The sequence below is a fragment of the Rhizobacter koreensis genome, assembly GCF_013366375.1.
Classification (GTDB): Bacteria; Pseudomonadota; Gammaproteobacteria; order Burkholderiales; family Burkholderiaceae_C; genus Schlegelella_A; species Schlegelella_A koreensis.
Genome location: NZ_JABWMJ010000006.1, coordinates 290,026 through 306,850, shown reverse-complemented (window position 1 = coordinate 306,850; position 16,825 = coordinate 290,026). Strand labels below are relative to the sequence as shown.

16 protein-coding genes are annotated in these 16,825 nt (G+C 73.3%); 14 read left to right on the top strand and 2 right to left on the bottom strand.

All coding sequences use genetic code 11. The features are described from left to right. The first annotated feature begins 144 nt into the window (after nt 1–144). Nucleotides 145–1,257: an FAD-dependent monooxygenase gene (locus HQN59_RS14720; RefSeq protein ID WP_176069857.1), complete on the top strand. Its 1,113-nt coding sequence runs from the start codon at nt 145–147 to the stop codon at nt 1,255–1,257. Nucleotides 1,258–1,266: 9 nt separating this feature from the next. Next, the gene (locus HQN59_RS14715) at nt 1,267–2,028 is read left to right on the top strand and encodes a DsbC family protein (RefSeq protein ID WP_176069856.1); all 762 of its coding nucleotides are present in this window, start codon (nt 1,267–1,269) and stop codon (nt 2,026–2,028) included. A gap of 151 nt (nt 2,029–2,179) precedes the next feature. Here HQN59_RS14715 and HQN59_RS14710 read toward each other — a convergent pair whose 3' ends face one another. Next, nucleotides 2,180–3,019, bottom strand: a complete 840-nt coding sequence (locus HQN59_RS14710; protein ID WP_176069855.1) for a c-type cytochrome — start codon at nt 3,017–3,019, stop codon at nt 2,180–2,182. 58 nt (nt 3,020–3,077) lie between these two features. On the opposite strand from HQN59_RS14710, the gene HQN59_RS14705 reads away from it, so the two are divergent. The 12 genes from HQN59_RS14705 (at nt 3,078) to HQN59_RS14650 (ending at nt 15,706) form a co-directional block, all read left to right on the top strand. Then, complete coding sequence (locus HQN59_RS14705) at nt 3,078–3,518, top strand: c-type cytochrome (RefSeq protein WP_176069854.1); 441 nt, start codon at nt 3,078–3,080, stop codon at nt 3,516–3,518. After that, nucleotides 3,515–4,435, top strand: coding sequence for a cytochrome c oxidase subunit II (locus tag HQN59_RS14700; RefSeq protein WP_176069853.1), 921 nt, complete (start codon nt 3,515–3,517; stop codon nt 4,433–4,435). Before HQN59_RS14705 ends, HQN59_RS14700 begins: the two co-directional genes overlap by 4 nt. After that, complete coding sequence (locus HQN59_RS14695) at nt 4,432–6,951, top strand: cbb3-type cytochrome c oxidase subunit I (RefSeq protein ID WP_342451210.1); 2,520 nt, start codon at nt 4,432–4,434, stop codon at nt 6,949–6,951. Before HQN59_RS14700 ends, HQN59_RS14695 begins: the two co-directional genes overlap by 4 nt. After that, the gene (locus HQN59_RS14690) at nt 6,951–7,304 is read left to right on the top strand and encodes a hypothetical protein (RefSeq protein WP_176069852.1); all 354 of its coding nucleotides are present in this window, start codon (nt 6,951–6,953) and stop codon (nt 7,302–7,304) included. Before HQN59_RS14695 ends, HQN59_RS14690 begins: the two co-directional genes overlap by 1 nt. A gap of 92 nt (nt 7,305–7,396) precedes the next feature. Continuing rightward, nucleotides 7,397–8,803 carry a PQQ-dependent sugar dehydrogenase gene (locus HQN59_RS14685; RefSeq protein ID WP_176069851.1) on the top strand — a complete coding sequence of 469 codons (1,407 nt, stop codon included), beginning with the start codon at nt 7,397–7,399 and terminating at the stop codon, nt 8,801–8,803. Further along, nucleotides 8,793–9,902, top strand: coding sequence for an AI-2E family transporter (locus HQN59_RS14680; RefSeq protein WP_176069850.1), 1,110 nt, complete (start codon nt 8,793–8,795; stop codon nt 9,900–9,902). The genes HQN59_RS14685 and HQN59_RS14680 overlap by 11 nt, the downstream gene beginning before the upstream one ends. A 296-nt stretch (nt 9,903–10,198) precedes the next feature. Then, a complete protein-coding gene (locus tag HQN59_RS14675; RefSeq protein WP_176069849.1) occupies nt 10,199–11,953 on the top strand; it encodes a M61 family metallopeptidase in 1,755 nt (584 codons plus the stop codon). Continuing rightward, nucleotides 11,938–13,200 carry a DUF3108 domain-containing protein gene (locus HQN59_RS26150; RefSeq protein WP_176069848.1) on the top strand — a complete coding sequence of 421 codons (1,263 nt, stop codon included), beginning with the start codon at nt 11,938–11,940 and terminating at the stop codon, nt 13,198–13,200. The genes HQN59_RS14675 and HQN59_RS26150 overlap by 16 nt, the downstream gene beginning before the upstream one ends. Before the next feature lie 32 nt (nt 13,201–13,232). After that, complete coding sequence (locus tag HQN59_RS14665; protein ID WP_176069847.1) at nt 13,233–14,033, top strand: enoyl-CoA hydratase; 801 nt, start codon at nt 13,233–13,235, stop codon at nt 14,031–14,033. A gap of 10 nt (nt 14,034–14,043) precedes the next feature. Then, the gene (locus tag HQN59_RS14660) at nt 14,044–14,586 is read left to right on the top strand and encodes a DUF4256 domain-containing protein (protein WP_176069846.1); all 543 of its coding nucleotides are present in this window, start codon (nt 14,044–14,046) and stop codon (nt 14,584–14,586) included. Nucleotides 14,587–14,745: 159 nt separating this feature from the next. Continuing rightward, on the top strand, nt 14,746–15,225 hold the full coding sequence (locus HQN59_RS14655; protein WP_176069845.1) for a cupin domain-containing protein: 480 nt from the start codon (nt 14,746–14,748) through the stop codon (nt 15,223–15,225). A 13-nt stretch (nt 15,226–15,238) separates the two neighbouring features. Next, complete coding sequence (locus tag HQN59_RS14650; RefSeq protein ID WP_176069844.1) at nt 15,239–15,706, top strand: hypothetical protein; 468 nt, start codon at nt 15,239–15,241, stop codon at nt 15,704–15,706. A 34-nt stretch (nt 15,707–15,740) separates the two neighbouring features. On the opposite strand, the gene HQN59_RS14645 is transcribed toward HQN59_RS14650, so the two are convergent. Next, entirely contained in the window at nt 15,741–16,703 is a 963-nt protein-coding gene (locus HQN59_RS14645; RefSeq protein ID WP_176069843.1) for a recombination-associated protein RdgC, read from the bottom strand. Nucleotides 16,704–16,825 lie beyond the last annotated feature (122 nt).

Here is a 16,825-nt window from a genome sequence, read left to right as displayed (position 1 = left end):
GCTCGCGACCGGTCGTTCTACCACGGCCCGCCCCCCTCGCGGTGCGCTCGACGACGGCTTGGCGCAGGCGGGCGCGACGCTCCGCAGGTCGCAACGGCGCGCCGCGTCGCGGGGGCCGGCTCGGCCGCTTCCTACAATCGCCGGGTGACGACGGCCATCGATGTGCAGGTGCGGGGCAGCGGGATCGTCGGCAAGGCGCTCGCGCTCGCGCTCGGCCGAATCGGCGTGACGGTCGCGCTGCAGGCCGAGCCGCGCCGCGCCGACGCTCCCGAGGACGTGCGCGCCTATGCGCTCAACGCCGCGTCGGTGCGGCTTCTCGCCAGCCTCAAGGTCTGGGACGCGCTCGCCCCGGGCGACGCGACGCCGGTCTACGACATGCGGGTGCGCGGCGACGACGGCGCGAGCGCGCTCGAGTTCTCGGCCTGGCAGCAGCGCGTCGGCGAGCTCGCCTGGATCGTCGACGCCGCCGCGGTCGAGCGCGAGCTCGACAGCGCGCTCCGCTTCGCGCCGCACGTGAGCGTCGGCACGGCGCTGCAGCCCGCGGCGCTGACCGCGATCTGCGAGGGGCGGGCGTCGGCCGGGCGTGCCGAGCTCGGCGTCGCCTTCGACGAGCATCCCTACGGCCAGCGCGCGATCGCCGCGCGCCTGACGGCGAGCGCGCCGCACGCCGGCACCGCGCTGCAGTGGTTCCGCTCGCCGGACGTGCTGGCGCTGCTGCCGATCGACAAGCCGCGCGGCGGCGCCTCGTACGCGCTGGTCTGGTCGCTGCCGGACGCGCGCGCCCGGGCGCTGCTCGACGCCGACGATGCCGGCTTCGTCGCCGAGCTGATGGCGGCGACCGGCGGCGCAGCCGGCGAGCTCGCGCTCGCGTCGCGGCGCGCGGCCTGGCCGCTGAGCGTGGGGCAGGCGCGCAGCTGGTGCGGGCCGGGCTGGGTGCTGCTCGGCGACGCCGCGCACGTGATCCATCCGCTCGCCGGGCAGGGCCTCAACCTCGGCCTCGCCGACGTGGCGGCGCTCGTCGACGTGATCGCCGCGCGCGAGCCGTGGCGGCGCCTCGGCGACGAACGGTTGCTGCGCCGCTACGTGCGGCAACGCGCCGCGCCGACGTGGGCGATGCAGCGCACCACCGACGCCCTGTGGCGTCTCTTTTCACACGATGCCGACGCATTCAAGGGCCTTCGCAACCAGGGCATCGGCGCCGTCAATAGAATCACGCCGCTCAAGCGCTGGCTGACCGCCCAGGCGCTCAACTCCTGAAAGCGCCCCATGTCCAAGACCCTTCGCTGGCTCGCCGTCGCCGCTGCCGCGGCCCTGCTGGGGCAACCCGGCTTCGCGCAGGACGCGCAGATCCGCAAGGCCATCGCCGAGCGCCTGCCCGACTTCCCGCGCATCGACGAGATCACGAAGACGCCGATCCCCGGCATCTACGAACTGCGCGTCGGCACCGACGTGCTCTACACCGACGAGCAGGGCACGTACCTCATCGAAGGCCAGCTGATCGACACGCGCACGCGCGCGAACCTTACCGAGCAGCGCATCGCCAAGCTCACCGCGATCGACTTCTCGAAGCTGCCGCTGAAGGACGCGATGGTCTGGAAGCAGGGCAACGGCTCGCGCAAGATGGCCGTCTTCGCGGACCCGAACTGCGGCTACTGCAAACGTTTCGAGCGTGACCTGCAGCAGGTCAAGGACGTCACCGTCTACACCTTCCTCTATCCGATCCTCGGCCCCGACTCGTCGGAGAAGTCGCGCAACATCTGGTGCGCGAAGGACAGCACCAAGGCGTGGCGCGACTGGATGCTCGAGGGCACGCCGGCGCCGGCCGCCAACTGCGACACCTCCGCATTGCAGCGCAACACCGCGCTCGGTCAGCGCCATCGGGTGCGCGGCACGCCGGGCCTCGTGTTCGAGGACGGCACCCACCTGCCAGGCGCGGTCGGCGTCGAGCAGATCGAGCGCCAGCTGCTCGCGAGCCGCTCGAAGGGCGAGCTCGGCGCGAGCGCCGGCCGGCCGGTCATCCCGAACTGACGCCGGCGCCGCGTCAGCGCCAGGCAGCGCTGCAGCGACCGTTGGCGCCGCGCCGACGCCGTGGCGCCCCTGCCCGACGGGCAGTGCACGTCACCCTCGTCGGCTGCGGCCTTGCCGAGCGCCGAGGCTGCTGAGCCGGCGACCTGGGCGTTCAGCGCAAGCCGAGCAGATAGTCCGCCATGAGGCGCGCGTGCGCCTCGCCGACGCCGAGGTTGGGCATCGCGGTGCGCGGGTCGATGCCGCGCGGATCGCGGATCCAGCGCACCAGGTTCTCGGACGTGTTCGGAAGACCGCCCGCAAGCAGGCTGCGGCGGGCAAGGCCGGCGAGCGGCGGCCCGACCTGCAGATTCGACCCGGCGATGCCGGGCACCACGTGGCAGGCGGTACAGGCGTACTGCTGCAGCGCGATGCGCGCGGCGTCGTCGCGGCTGGTCGGCGTCGACGGCGTCGAGGCGGTCGCACTGCCTTCGCTTTCCTCGCAGCGCGCGGGCTCCGCGACCGCGGCGGCGTAGGCGCTCGGCGACAGCAGCGGCAGGCGCTCGACGAACGCCACGGTCGCCCAGATGTCGTCGTCGGCAAGGCGCAGCGCCCACGCCGGCATGCCGCTCATCTTGATGCCGTTGCGGGTGATCCAGTAGACCTCGGCCGGGCGCCAGTGGCGTGCGGCGTCGATCAGCGAACCCGGTAGCGGCTGCATGCTCTTGCCGACGGCGCCGGGCGCCACGCCGGGCGCGCCGTGGCACTGCACGCAGTGCTCGCGAAAGCATGCGGCGCCGCGCGCGACCACCGCCGGCGCGGTCAGGTCGGGCACCGCGATGTCGCGCGCGCGCAGCTGCACCGACCGGCGCATCGTGGTCTCGAGCAGCGAGTAGACGCTCTGCGTGTGCGCCGTCGTCGCGCTGATGTCATAGAGTCCGCCGTACACCACCGCCGCGGCGGTACCGAACCCGAGGGCGGCGCCCGCCGCCAGAACGATCAGAAGAGTCTTCATTGGCGGTCATTTCCAGGCGCGGAGCAGGTCGGTCGACGGACGGAGGGCGCGGCGCGTCATGGCCGTGCCGCCACGCCGCTCGCCGGTGCGCGGCCGCGTGACGCCGCATTCTTGCCGCTCGCGCGCGCTCGCGGCGCTGCTCGCGGCGGCGGCGCTTGCCGGCCTCGCCGGTTGCGAGCGCCGTCCGCTCGCCGACGCACGGTTCACGCAAGTCCCCGAAGCCGACCCGACGCGCGGCCAGGCGCTGCTCGCGCAGTACCAGTGCGGAAGCTGCCACGCGATCCCCGAAGTGCCGGCGTCCGAAGGCGCCGCCGGCCCGACGCTCGCCGCGTTCGGCCGGCGCAGCTACATCGCCGGCGAGGTGCCCAACCTGCCCGCCAACCTGATCGCCTGGATCGAGTCGCCGCAGGCCCTGGTGCCGGGCACGCCGATGCCGGACATGGGCGTCTCGCCGCGCGATGCGCGCGACATCGCGGCCTACCTGATGAGCCTGCGATGAACCCGGCGTCGGTCTTCGCGCCGGCGAGCCTGCAAGCTGCGCGGCTCACGGAGATGACCTGGCTGCTCATCGGCCTGACGACGCTCGTCGCGCTGGTCACGCTCGCCTGCGCCGCGCTCGCGCTGCGCCGGCGCCGCCGCGACGTGCCGGTCGCCGCCTGGATCGTCGGCGGCGGGCTCGTCATGCCGATCGGGGTGCTGAGCGCGCTGCTGCTCTACGGGACCTGGCGCACCGACGCCGCGAGCGCGGCGCTCGCGCCGAACGCGCTCGTCGTCTCGGTGACCGGCCGCCTCTGGTGGTGGGAGATCCGCTACGTCGACCCGGCGAGCGGCCGCAGCGTCGCCGTCGCCAACGAGCTGCGCCTGCCGGTCGGCCGGCCGGTGCGCCTTGCGCTCGCGAGCGCCGACGTGATCCACAGCTTCTGGGTGCCCGAGCTCGGCGGCAAGGTCGACCTGGTGCCCGGGCGCCTGCACCACGTCTCGATCGACGCCGTGCGGCCCGGCGTCTACCGCGGCCCGTGCGCCGAGTTCTGCGGCACCCAGCACGCGCGCATGACGTTGCACGTGGTCGCCGAGGAGCCGGCGGCGTTCGACCGCTGGCTCGCGGGCCAGGCCGTCGACGCGGGCGAGCCCGCCGGCGCCGCCGCGCGCGGCCGCGTCGCGTTCGCCGAGCGCGGCTGCGCCGCCTGCCACACGGTGCGCGGCGTCTCCGAGGCACGCACCGTCGGCCCCGATCTCACCCACGTCGCGAGCCGGCTCCACCTCGGCGCCGGCGTGCTGCGCAACGAGCCCGGCGCGTTCGGGCGCTGGATCACCGGCGTGCAGGCGCTCAAGCCGGGCGCCCACATGCCGGCGCTCGACGGCGCCGATGCGGCGACGGTCGACGCGCTCGCGGCCTATCTGGAGACGCTGCGGTGAGCGCCGACGACGCCGCACTGCCGAACCGCCTGCCGCGCCCGTCCGGCGAGCGCGAGGCGCTCGAGCGCGCCTGGTTGATGCCGACGGGCTGGCGCCGCCCGCGCGCGGTCAACAACACCTACATCGGCAAGCTGTACATCGGGACCGCGCTGCTGTTCCTGGTGCTCGCCGGCGTGCTGGGCCTCCTGATGCGCGCGCAGCTCGCGGTGCCGGGCAACACCCTGCTCGCGCCCGACACCTACAACCAGGTCTTCACCATGCACGGCACGGTGATGATGTTCCTGTTCGCGGTGCCGGTGGTCGAGGCGTTCGCGGTCTACCTGCTGCCCAACATGCTGGGCGCGCGCGACCTGCCGTTCCCGCGTCTTTCGGCGTACGCGTACTGGGCCTACGCGTTCGGCGGCCTCGCGTTCTTCTGCACGCTCTTCTTCGGCCTCGCGCCCGACGGCGGCTGGTTCATGTATCCGCCGCTCACCAGCCGGGTGCACTCGCCGGGGCTCAACGCCGACTTCTGGCTGCTCGGCATCGGCTTCATCGAGATCAGCGCGATCGCCGGCGCGATCGAGCTGATCGTCGGCATCCTGATGACGCGCGCGCCGGGCATGTCGCTGGCGAAGATGCCGGTCTACGCGTGGGCCATGCTGGTCGTCGGTCTGATGATCGTGTTCGCCTTCCCGGCGGTGATCGCGGGCACTGCGCTGCTCGAGATGGAGCGCGCGTTCGACTGGCCGTTCTTCGTCGCCGAGCGTGGCGGCGACCCGCTGCTCTGGCAGCACCTGTTCTGGTTCTTCGGCCACCCGGAGGTCTACATCATCTTCCTGCCGGCGGCGGGCATGGTCTCGGCGATGCTGCCGGCACTGGTCGGCAAGCCGCTCGCCGGCCACGGCGCCATCGTCGCCGCGCTGGTCGGCACCGGCGTCATCAGCTTCGCGCTGTGGGCGCACCACATGTTCACCGCCGGCATCGGTCCGCTCTCGGCGATGCTGATCTCGGCGGCGAGCCTGTCGGTTGCGGTGCCCGCCGGGCTGCAGGTGTTCGCGTGGATCGCGACGCTCTGGCGCGGCCGCGCACGCGTCAACACGCCGACGCTGTTCGTGCTCGGGTTCCTGTTCACCTTCGTGATCGGCGGTCTCACCGGCGTGATGGTCGCGATGGTGCCGTTCGACTGGCAGGCGCACGACACCTACTTCGTCGTCGCGCACCTGCACTACGTGCTGATCGGCGGCGTCGTCATGCCGCTGCTCGCCGCGCTCTACTACTGGCTGCCGCTGCTCGGCGGCCATCCGCTGTCGGAGCGGCTGGGTCGCTGGGTGTTCGGGCTCGTGTTCGGCGGTTTCCACGTCACCTTCTTCCCGCTGCACATCGCGGGCCTCCTGGGCATGCCGCGCCGCGTCTACACCTACGACGCCTGGGTCGGCCTGGAAGCGGTCAACCTCGTTTCGTCGCTCGGCGCGGTCGCGCTCGGCGCCGGCTTCGCGCTGCTCGCGTTCGATCTCGCGCGCACGCTGCGCCGGCCGGAGCGGCCGCACGGCAACCCGTGGAACGCCGGCACGCTCGAGTGGATTCCGTCCGAGGACTACGCGACGCGCAGCGTGCCGCAGGTGACGTCGCGCTACCCGCTCTGGGACCGGCCGACGCTCAGCGAGGAGGTGGTCGCCGGCGCGCACTGGCTGCCAGGCACGCCGACCGGCCTGCGCGAGACGCTGGTCACCAGCCCGGCGGCGGCGCGCCTCTCGCACCTCATCGTGCTGCCGCGCGACAGCTGGCTGCCGGTGCTGGCCGCGCTCGGCACGGCGGGCTTCTTCCTGCTGCTGACGGTGAAGTGGATGGTCACCGCGTTCGCGTTCGGGGTGCTCGCGATCGTCACCACGCTGATGTGGCTCTGGCACAGCGACCGCGACCCGGGCCTCGCCAGCGCCAGCGTCGGCGAAGGGGTCAGCGTTCCGGTCGGCGCGCACGGCCTGCGCTCGCACTCGTGGTGGGCGAGCGTGATCCTCGTCGTCGTCGACGCGACGGTGCTCGCCTCGATCGTGTTCGCGCACATCCACGTCGCGATGCGCGGGGCGGTGTGCCCGCCGCCGGGCGCCGCGCTGCCACCGCTCGGCACCACAGCGCTCGGCGCCGCCGCGTTCGTCGCGAGCTCGCTGTTCGTCGCGCTGGCCGGGCGCGGCGCGGCGCGCGCGACGCCGTCGCGCTGGCGCGGCGGCTGGCTCGTCGCGGCCGCGCTCGCCGCCGTGGCCGGCTTCGCCGCGCTGCTGCTCGCGCATCAGAGTGCCGGGCTCGCGCCGCGCGCCACCGCCTGGGGCGCCACCGTCGCCGCGCTGCTCAGCTACCTCGGCTTTCACGTCGTGCTGATGCTGTTCTTCGCCGCCTACCTGGGCGCGCGCATCGGGTGCGGCCTCGTCACGCCGCGCCAGCGTGCAACGCTCGAGAACGTCGCGCTGCTCTGGCACGCGAGCACTGCGCAGGCGCTCGCCGTCGCGTTCGTGCCGTACGCGGTCGCGGCCTGGCTCTGATGGATCGCGCCGGCGACCGCTTCTTCGCGCGCACCGCGGTGGTCGCCGCGCCGTTCGGCGTCTGGGCGCTGCATTTCTTCTACAGCTACGCCGCCGTCCCGGTCGGCTGTCGTGCCGGCTGGGCGACGCGCGACCTGTTCGGCGCATCGCTGCTGCGCTGGGCGCTCGCCGGAGGCAGTGTGCTCGCGCTGGTCGCGGTCGCCGCGCTGGCCTGGCAGGCCTGGCGCGCGCTGCGCGCCGAGCCGCTGGTGTTCTCGGTGCGGGTGCAGGCTCTCGCGGCGCTGCTCGGCGCGCTCGCGGTCGTGTGGACCAGCGTTCCGGCGTTCGTCGCGTCCGGGTGTCCGGCGGGCTGACGCGGCCCTCGCCGACGCGCCGTGCCGGCGTCGCACGCTAGCCTGCGTCGTCCTCCGGTCGAGCGGAGGGAGTCCCGCGTCTGGAGCCCGAGATGAACCGCCCCCTGATCCTGCTCGCTGCCCTGGCGCTCGCCGGCTGCGCCGAATCGTCGAAGCTGCCGTGGAGCAGCAGCATCGGCCCGGACCCCACCCTGCCGGCGCCGACCCGGCGGCTGATCCCGACCGTCGACATCGCCCCCGCCGTCGGCTGGCCCCAGGGCGGCAAGCCCGTCCCCGCGGCCGGGCTCCAGGTCAACGCGCTGGCGACCGGCCTCGTCCACCCGCGCTGGCTGCACGTGCTGCCGAACGGCGACGTGCTCGTGGCCGAGTCGAACGCGCCGCCGAAGGAGGGTGGCGGCTTCAAGGCGTGGATCATGAAGAAGGTGATGGAGCGCGCCGGCGCCGGCGTGCCGAGCCCGAACCGCATCACCCTGCTGCGCGACGCCGACGGCGACGGTGTCGCCGAGGTGAAGAGCGTGTTTCTCGAAAACCTGATGTCCCCGTTCGGGATGGCGCTGGTCGGCAACGACCTCTACGTGGCGAACGCCGACGCAATCGTCCGCTTTGCTTACGAGCCGGGCGCGCTGCGCCTCGCCGGCCCGGGCAGCAAGGTGGTCGACCTCCCGGGCGGGCCGATCAACCACCACTGGACCAAGAACGTCATCGCCAGCAGGGACGGCAGCAGGCTCTACGCGACGGTCGGGTCCAACAGCAACGTCGGCGAGAACGGCCTCGCCAACGAGGACGGTCGTGCCGCGATCTGGGAAGTCGACCCGAAGGCCGGCACCAAGCGCCTGTTCGCGAGCGGCCTGCGCAACCCGAACGGGCTGGCGTGGGAGCCGGAGAGCGGCGCGCTCTTCACGGTGGTCAACGAGCGCGACGAGATCGGCAGCGATCTGGTCCCCGACTACCTCACGTCGGTGAAGGACGGCGCGTTCTACGGCTGGCCGTACAGCTACTGGGGCCAGCACGTCGACGCCCGCGTCGAGCCGCCCCGGCCCGACCTCGTCGCGCGTGCCGTCAAGCCCGACTTCGCGCTCGGCACCCACGTCGCGCCGCTCGGCCTCGCGACCGCCGAAGGCGCGGCGCTGCCGGCGCCGTTGCAGCGCGGCATGTTCGTCGGCCTGCACGGCTCCTGGAACCGCAAGCCCCTGAGCGGCTACAAGGTCGTCTTCGTGCCGTTCGCGGCTGGCAAGCCGACCGGGCAGCCGATCGACGTGCTGACCGGCTTCGTCGACGCCGACGAGAAGGCCCAGGGGCGCCCGGTCGGCGTCGCGATCGACAGGCGCGGCGCGCTGCTGGTCGCCGACGACGTCGGCAACACGGTGTGGCGGGTGACCGCAGCGGCTGGGGCGGGGGCGAGTGCCGCCATCGCCGCGGACCCTGCAGCGAGCACGTCGGCGCCCGCGGTGGCATCGTCAGCGGCCCGACCGGCAAGCACCGCCTCGCATGGACGCTGACGCCGCGGACGGCGAAGCCGCGAAGCCGGCGACCGAGAGCCGGCCGCAGGTCCGCTCGGCGGGCTTCGCGGCGCTCGCGCTGCTCGGGGTGGGCCTCTGCGTCGCGGTGGTCTTCCCGCTGCTGGCGCCGATCCTCTGGGCGATGGTGCTGGCGATCGTGGTGCGGCCGCTCCATCGCCGCCTCGAAGCACGGATCGAGCGACCGTGGCTCGCGGCGGCGCTCGCGACCGTGCTGGTGGCGCTGCTGGTGGCGCTGCCGTTCGCCCTGGTCGCGTCCGAGCTGCTCATCGAGTCGGCCGACGCCCTCGAGCGCCTGCGCGGCGGCGAGGCCACGCGCATGTGGCAGGAGTCGCTCGCCAAGCACCCGCAGCTCGCGTCGCTGGTCGAGAACGTGAACCGCCGCTTCGACGTCAAGGCGATCCTCGGCGACCTCACCGGCGGCGCCGCGCGCGTGCTGCGCAGCGTGCTGACCGGCTCGGTCGCCGCGGTGACCGGCTGGCTGATCATGGTGTTCATCCTGTTCTACTTCCTGCGCGACCGGGTGCGCGTGCTCGCGACCGTCGAGCGCTTCCTGCCGCTCACCAAGCCCGAGTCGCGCGAGCTGTTCGACGTGACCGCCGACACCGTGCATGCCACCTTCTGGGGAACCATGGGCGTCGCCGTGCTGCAGGGCGTGCTCGGCGGGCTCGCGTTCTGGTGGCTCGACCTGCCGGCGCCGGTGCTGTGGGGCGCGGTGATGGGCGTGCTGTCGGTGCTCCCGGTGCTCGGCGCCGCGATCGTCTGGCTGCCGGTCGCGGGTTTCCTGGCCATGCAGGGCCGCTGGTGCGACGCGGCGATGCTGGCGGCGTTCGGCACCATCGTGATCGGCCTCGCCGACAACCTGGTCTACCCGCTCGTCGTGAAGGACCGCATCCGGCTGCACGCGGTGCCGGTGTTCGTCTCGGTGCTCGGCGGGCTGGTGCTGTTGGGCGCCTCCGGGATCATCCTCGGGCCGCTGCTGCTCGCGGTCACCGATGCGCTCGTCAAGATGTGGCGGCGCCGGATGACGAGCCCGGAACCGGTCGATGCGCCCAAGCCGGTGGAGGAGCGGCAGCGCTGATCGCGCGCGACGCGGGCGCGGCTTCGGTGGTGGCCCGCGCTTGAGCCGCTGGGGAACCGCCGCGTCGGGCCCGGCCGCGGGCAGGGCCGAACGACCGGCGGCCGGCCGCCGCGGCGACCGACTTCTAGAATGGCCCGGCCCTTTCCCTGCCGCCGACTGCGACCACGCGACCCCGTGCTGCCGTCATCGCCGCATCCCGCGCGGGCCACGCGCCGAACCGCTGCGAAGTCGCCGGTCCGGCACGATCACCGCGCCGCGGCGTATCGGCCACGATCGCACGCAACCACATCCCCCTCATGATCAGCTACCGCATCGACGTCGCCGACGTCCACGCGCACCAGTTCGGCGTCGCGCTGAGCGTCTCGACTCCGGCGCGCGAGCAGCGCGTCTCGATGCCGGCGTGGATCCCGGGCAGCTACCTGATCCGCGAGTTCGGCCGCCATGTCTCGGCGCTGATCGCCACCCAGCGCGGCGTCGCCGTGCCGCTGCGCCAGCTCGACAAGGCGACCTGGATCGCGACCTGCGACCCGGCGACGCCGCTGGTCCTGACGTATCGCGTCTACGCGTTCGACACCTCGGTGCGCGCGGCCTTTCTTGACGCCGATCGCGGCTTCTTCAACGGCACCAGCGTGTGTCTGCGGGTCGAAGGCCGCGAGAACGACGAGCATCGTCTCGAGATCGGCGCACTGCCTGCAGGCTGGCAGGTCGCGACCACGCTGCGCCCGGCGCCGATCCCCAAGGGCGGCAGCGCGTATCGCGCCGGCGACTACGACGAGCTGGTCGACCATCCGGTCGAGCTCGGCCGGTTCTGGCGCGGCAGCTTCGTCGCGCGCGGCATTCCTCACGAGATGGTGGTCGCCGGCGCCTGGCCCGACTTCGACGGCGAGAAGCTCCTCGAGGACACCCGGCGCATCTGCGAGACCGAGATCGCGTTCTGGCATGGCGAGGCCGCGGTGGCGCCGTTCGAGCGCTACCTCTTCCTCGTCAATGCGGTCGACGACGGCCATGGCGGGCTCGAGCACCGCGCCAGCACCGCGCTGCTGGTGCCGCGCCGCGACCTGCCGCGGCGCGGCGCCGACGCGGCGGCGAGCGCCGACGGCTACGTCGGGCTGCTCGGGCTCGTCAGCCACGAGTACTTCCACACCTGGAACGTCAAGCGGCTGCGGCCGCGCGACTTCACCCGGCTCGACTACACGCGCGAGAACTACACGGAGCTGCTCTGGTTCTTCGAGGGCTTCACGTCGTACTACGACGACCTGTTCGTGCTGAGGAGCGGCCTTGTCGACCCCACGCGCTACCTCGGAATCGTCGCCAAGAACGTTGCCGGCGTGCTCGGCACGCCGGGCCGCCTGCTGCAGCCGGTCGCGCAGGCGAGCTTCGACGCCTGGGTCAAGTACTACCGGGCCGACGAGAACACGCCCAACGCGACGATCAGCTACTACGCCAAGGGCGCGCTGGTCGCGCTCGCGCTCGACCTCACGCTGCGCACCGAAGGCCGCGGCAGCCTCGACGCGGTGATGACGCGGCTCTGGCAGACCAGTGCCGGCGGCCCGATCGACGAGGCCGACATCGCGGCGGCGCTCGAGCAGGTCGGCGGCCGCTCGTACGGCCACGAGCTCGCCGCCTGGGTGCACGGTACCGGCGAGCTACCGCTGCGCGCGCTGCTCGAGCGCATCGGCGTCGAGTGGCGCCTGCAGCCCGCGACGCTCGCGCAGCGCCTGGGTGTGCGGGTGGCCGAGAGCCCGCTCACCGGCGTGAAGATCAGCCACGTGCTGCGCGGCGGCGCCGGCGAGCGCGCCGGCCTCTCGGCGGGCGACGAGCTGCTGGCGGTCAGCGGCTGGCGCGTGCGCCGCCTCGACGACGCGCTGCGCGTCTGGCCGGCGAGCGGCGACGCGACGCTGCTGGTCGCGCGCGACCAGCGCGTGCTCGAGCTCGCGGCGACGCTTCCGGGCACCGATCACGCCTCGGTGGCGGCCGGCCTCGTGCTCAAGCCCGCAGCCGACCCGACGCCGGCGGCGCTCGCGCTGCGGCGGGCGTGGCTCGGCGGCTGAGCGCCGCTCGCGCCGGCGCGCCCACGGCGCGCCAGGCGCCCCGCGCGGGCCCGCGGCGCCGCGCCGCGTTTCTCGTCGTCGTCGCCGCGGTGGCGTTGCTGCACGCCGTCGTCACCCGGCACATCGGCGCCGAGATGGCGGCGTTCGCCAGCCCCGCGCCGGCGATCGCCCGCATCGAAGTCGCCTACGTCAAGACGCTCGAGCTCGAGACGCCGGCGCCGGTGGTCGTCGCGCCGCCCGCGCCGCCAGCGCCAGCCCCGCGTGCGCCGCGTGCTCCGCGGGCGCCGCGCGGCGCGTCGAGCCCGGCGCCGACCGAGGTGCCGGAGCCGCCGCTCCCCGAGCTTGCAGAGGCGGCGTCGGCGCCGCAGCCCGAACTCGCGGCCGCCTCGGCGCCGGCGTCCGGCGTCGACGCAGCGGTGGCCGCCGCCGCATCGGCTGCGGCGCCGGCCGTCGCCGCTGCGGGCCCTGCCGCCGATCCTGCCGCGTCGCCGGCCAGCGCCGCCCTCGCGAGCGAGGATGCGGCCTCCGGACCGCGCGTCGCCGGCGCGGCGTCGGCGCCGGCCGGCGCGGTCGCCTTCGAATGGCCGGCGTCGACGCGCGTCACCTACCTGCTCACCGGCAACTACCGCGGTGCCGTCAACGGCAGCGCGCAGGTCGAGTGGATCCGCGTCGGCATGCAATACCAGGTCCACATCGATCTCGTCGTCGGGCCGCGCGCGACACCGCTGATCGCGCGCCAGATGAGCAGCGCCGGCGCGCTCGGCGACGGCGGCCTCGTCCCGCAGCGCTACGACGAGACCACCGACGTGATGTTCCGGCCGACGCGGCGCAACGCCGTGCGCTTCGACGACGAGGCCGTCGTGCTCGGCAACGGCACGCGCGCCGAGCGCTGGCCCGGCATGCAGGACACGGCGAGCCAGTTCATCCAGCTGACGTGGCTGTTCACCACCCAGCCGCACCTGCTGACGCCCGGCAACCGCGTCGTCATGCCGCTCGCGCTGCCGCGCGGCGCCGATCGCTGGACCTACGACGTGCTCGGCGAGGAGACGCTCGCGACGCCGTTCGGCCCGGTGCCGGCGTTTCACCTCAAGCCGCTGCGCGGCATCGCCAGGCGCGGCGACCTCAGCGCCGAGATCTGGTTCGCCCCGGGCTTGCGCTACCTTCCGGTGCGCATCCGCATCGAGCAGGATGCCGAGACGTACATCGACATGACGATCTCGAAGAAGCCCGAGCTCGCCGGCGGCTGACCCGCGCGGCCAACCAACCGAACAGGAACCCCATGAGCGCGACGACCGAGTACGAGACGATCCGCACCGAACTGCACGGCGAGGGCGCGCGCCGCGTCGCCCTCGTCACGCTGAACCGGCCCAAGCAGCTCAATGCCCTCAACGACCGGCTCATGACCGAGCTCGGCGCGGCGCTGAAGGCGTTCGACGCCGACGACGGGGTCGGCTGCATCGTGATCACCGGCAGCGAGAAGGCGTTCGCCGCGGGGGCCGACATCTCCGAGATGAAGCCGCTGACCTTCATCGACGCCTATCGCACCGACTTCATCAGCCGCAACTGGGAAACGATCCGCTCGGTGAGGAAGCCGGTCATCGCGGCGGTCGCCGGCTACGCGCTCGGCGGCGGCTGCGAGCTCGCGATGATGTGCGACTTCATCATCGCCGCCGACACCGCGAAGTTCGGCCAGCCCGAGATCAAGATCGGCATCTTCCCCGGCGCCGGCGGCACCCAGCGCCTGCCGCGCGCGATCTCCAAGGCCAAGGCGATGGACATGATCCTGACCGGCCGCAACATGGACGCCGACGAGGCCGAGCGTGCCGGGCTGGTCTCGCGCGTGGTGCCCGCTGCCGCTCTCATCGCGACCGCGCTCGAGGCGGCCGAGACGATCTGCGGCTACGGCGCGCCGAGCGTGACGATGGCCAAGGAATGCGTGAACCGCGCCTACGAGGGTACGCTCGCGGACGGCGTGGCGTTCGAGCGGCGCCTGTTCCACGCGGTGTTCGCGACCGCCGACCAGAAGGAGGGCATGGACGCCTTCCTGACCAAGCGGCCGCCGCAGTTCCGTCACGAGTGAGGACGCCACCATGACCCCGGTCGAACGCGAGACCCTGCTGCAGACGCTGCAGCGCCGCTTCGAGAAGAACATGGTCCGCCACCGCAGCCTGGCATGGGCCGACGTGCGGGTGCGCGTCGAGGCGAGCCCGTCGGCCCTGCGCGCGCTGCACGCCATGGAGGCGAGCGGCGGCGAGCCCGACGTGATCGGCGGCGCCGTCGACGGCCGCTTCACGTTCTGCGACTGCTCGGCCGAGAGCCCGGTCGGCCGACGCAGCCTCTGCTACGACCGTGCCGCGCTCGACGCGCGCAAGGAAGCCAAGCCGCGCGGCAGCGCACTCGAGATGGCGGAAGCAATCGGCATCGAGCTGCTCGACGAGGAGCGCTACCGCGCGCTGCAGGCCGTGGGCGAGTTCGACCTCAAGACGTCGAGCTGGCTCGCCACGCCCGCCGACCTGCGCGTGCTCGGCGGCGCGCTGTTCGGCGACCGCCGCTACGGCCGCGTCTTCGTCTATCACAACGGCGTGCAGTCGTACTACGCGGCACGCGGCTTTCGGGGCTGGCTGCGGGTGTGAGGGCGACGGCATCGGCCCGGCCAGCGACCGGGCGCTCGACGTTCCGGCACGCGCTCGCGCTCGATGTCGCGAGTGCGCTGACACCGCCCTGGCTCAGCCTCGACTGACCATCCGCCCGCCCCCTCGCGCCGCCCACGTCCGCCCTGCCGCCGCTGCCGCATGTCCGCTCCATCGCTCCCGATCGCCCTCGTCGCGCGCGACGCCCCCGAGCGCGTCAAGCCGTCGAACTACCCCGAGCCGTTCGCCTCGCGCATGGCCGGGCGCCACAAGCATCCGCTCGGCGACCTGTTCGGGCTCGCCAACTTCGGCGTGAACCTGACCCGGCTCGCGCCGGGTGCGGTGTCGTCGCTGCGCCACTCGCACAGCCGGCAGGACGAGTTCGTCTACGTGCTCGAAGGCCACCCGACGCTGCACACCGACGAGGGGCTGACGCGCCTCGCGCCCGGCATGTGCGCGGGGTTCCGCGCGGGGACGGGCAACGGCCATCGCCTCGTCAACGAAACCGCCGAGGCGGTGGTCTACCTCGAGATCGGCGACCGTACGCCGGGCGACGAGGGCAGCTATCCCGACGACGACATCCAGGCCGTGCTGGTCGACGGCCGCTGGAGCTTCGAGCACAAGGATGGAACGCCGTACTGAATCGATGCCGCGCGTGCCACGAGTGCCGCGCGTGCTGCGTGCGCTCGGCGCCGGCATCGCCCTGAACCTGGTCGCGCTCGGCGCGCTCGCCAACCCGACGCAGCGCGACGGCACCTGGTGGCTGGGCCTCGAGCCGGCCCAGCAGGTCGCCTATGCGACCGGCTTCCTCGACGGCAACACCTACGCGGCGTTCGCGGTCGCCGGCACGCTGCGGCAGACGCGCGGCATGGCCGACCCGGCGCGCGGCGAGATCGCCGCGGAGGTGGTGCAGCGCAACGTCGAGGCGATCCAGGGCGAGGTCGACGGCGTCGCCCCGGAGCAGCTTGCCGCAGCGGCCAACCGCATCTACGCCGACGAGCGCAACCGCGGCGTCTCGGTCGCCGAAGTGTTCTACGCCGGCGTGCGCACGGTGCGCGGCTGGGGCGACGCCGAGATCGAGCGCTTCCTGCAGACGCGGCGCCGGAGCGTGCTCGCGCGCTGAGCGCCGCCGCGCAGCGTCGCCCGCGTCTGCGGCCTCAGGCCGCCAAACGCTCCAGCGGCGGCAGCTCCGCGGTGCTCGTGGCGTCGGCCGCGGCTTCCTGCATCACCGGCCCGCCGAGCGCGTCGATGAGGTCGGGCAGCATGTGCTGCAGCTCGCCGGTGGTGATCGCGACGTCGGCGTCGAAGCCGTCGTCGCCGCCGTCCTTGAGGCTGCTCTTCTCCACCACCACGTCGAGCAGGCTGATCTTCTTCAGCGTCAGGGCGTCGGTGAGCACGAACGAAACCCGGCTGTTCCACGTCATCGCCAGCTGCGTCGGCAGCTTGCCTTCGCGGATGTGCCCGCCGACCTCGTCGATGTCGAGCGTGTGACGGGCGTAGCGCACCACCGCCTTCTCGCTGTCGGGCTGCTTGAGCTCGCAGTCGCGGTCGACGCTGAAGCGGGGCGGTGCTTCCTTCTCGCTCAGCCACGCCGACATCGCGGTCGCCGGCGCGAGCGCGGTCTGCAGGGGGCTGAGGCGCAGGGTGTCGAACGCGTCCAGGAGCTGCGTGACCACGGCGTCGGCCTTCTTGAGGCTCGATGCACCGATCACCACCAGCGCGTTCTCGCGGTCGATCCAGACCAGCGTGGTCGAGCGCTTCGGGAACGCGCGCGGCAGCAGCTCGTGGACGATCTGCTCCTTGAGTTCGCGGATCGCGTTCTTGCCCTTGGGCCGGCGTCCGGTCTCGGACTCGATCTGCGCCAGGCGGGCGTCGAGCTGCTCCTTGATCACCGCGCCCGGCACCGCCTTGGTCTCGGTGCAGAGCTTGAGGATCAGCTGCCCGCCGACGCTCTCGAGCAGGGCGGCGTGCCTGTCGGCGCGCGGCGGCACCCAGCCCGTCGAGAGCGGCTGCGTCGGCGTGCATTCCAGGAAGCGCGCGCGGTCCATGCGTTCCTCGAGGTATTCGTGCGTGGGGGCGTCCCAGGCGTCGATGCGGTAGACGAGCGCGTTCTTGAACATGGCGGGGCGAGGTGAACGGGGAGCGGATTCTAGGAGCCGCCCGATGCCCCTCCGGCGGCTCTCCCGGCGCCTGCGGTGTACACGCGTGGCAGGTTGCGCGGCCGGGCCGACCCACAATGCAC

Coding starts and splice junctions, on each gene's coding strand:
- HQN59_RS14715 (WP_176069856.1), top strand. CDS start 1,267: ATGTCCAAGACCCTTCGCTGGCTCGCCGTCGCCGCTGCCGCGGCCCTG.
- HQN59_RS14710 (WP_176069855.1), bottom strand. CDS start 3,019: ATGAAGACTCTTCTGATCGTTCTGGCGGCGGGCGCCGCCCTCGGGTTC.
- HQN59_RS14705 (WP_176069854.1), top strand. CDS start 3,078: ATGGCCGTGCCGCCACGCCGCTCGCCGGTGCGCGGCCGCGTGACGCCG.
- HQN59_RS14700 (WP_176069853.1), top strand. CDS start 3,515: ATGAACCCGGCGTCGGTCTTCGCGCCGGCGAGCCTGCAAGCTGCGCGG.
- HQN59_RS14690 (WP_176069852.1), top strand. CDS start 6,951: ATGGATCGCGCCGGCGACCGCTTCTTCGCGCGCACCGCGGTGGTCGCC.
- HQN59_RS14685 (WP_176069851.1), top strand. CDS start 7,397: ATGAACCGCCCCCTGATCCTGCTCGCTGCCCTGGCGCTCGCCGGCTGC.
- HQN59_RS14680 (WP_176069850.1), top strand. CDS start 8,793: ATGGACGCTGACGCCGCGGACGGCGAAGCCGCGAAGCCGGCGACCGAG.
- HQN59_RS14675 (WP_176069849.1), top strand. CDS start 10,199: ATGATCAGCTACCGCATCGACGTCGCCGACGTCCACGCGCACCAGTTC.
- HQN59_RS14665 (WP_176069847.1), top strand. CDS start 13,233: ATGAGCGCGACGACCGAGTACGAGACGATCCGCACCGAACTGCACGGC.
- HQN59_RS14660 (WP_176069846.1), top strand. CDS start 14,044: ATGACCCCGGTCGAACGCGAGACCCTGCTGCAGACGCTGCAGCGCCGC.
- HQN59_RS14655 (WP_176069845.1), top strand. CDS start 14,746: ATGTCCGCTCCATCGCTCCCGATCGCCCTCGTCGCGCGCGACGCCCCC.
- HQN59_RS14645 (WP_176069843.1), bottom strand. CDS start 16,703: ATGTTCAAGAACGCGCTCGTCTACCGCATCGACGCCTGGGACGCCCCC.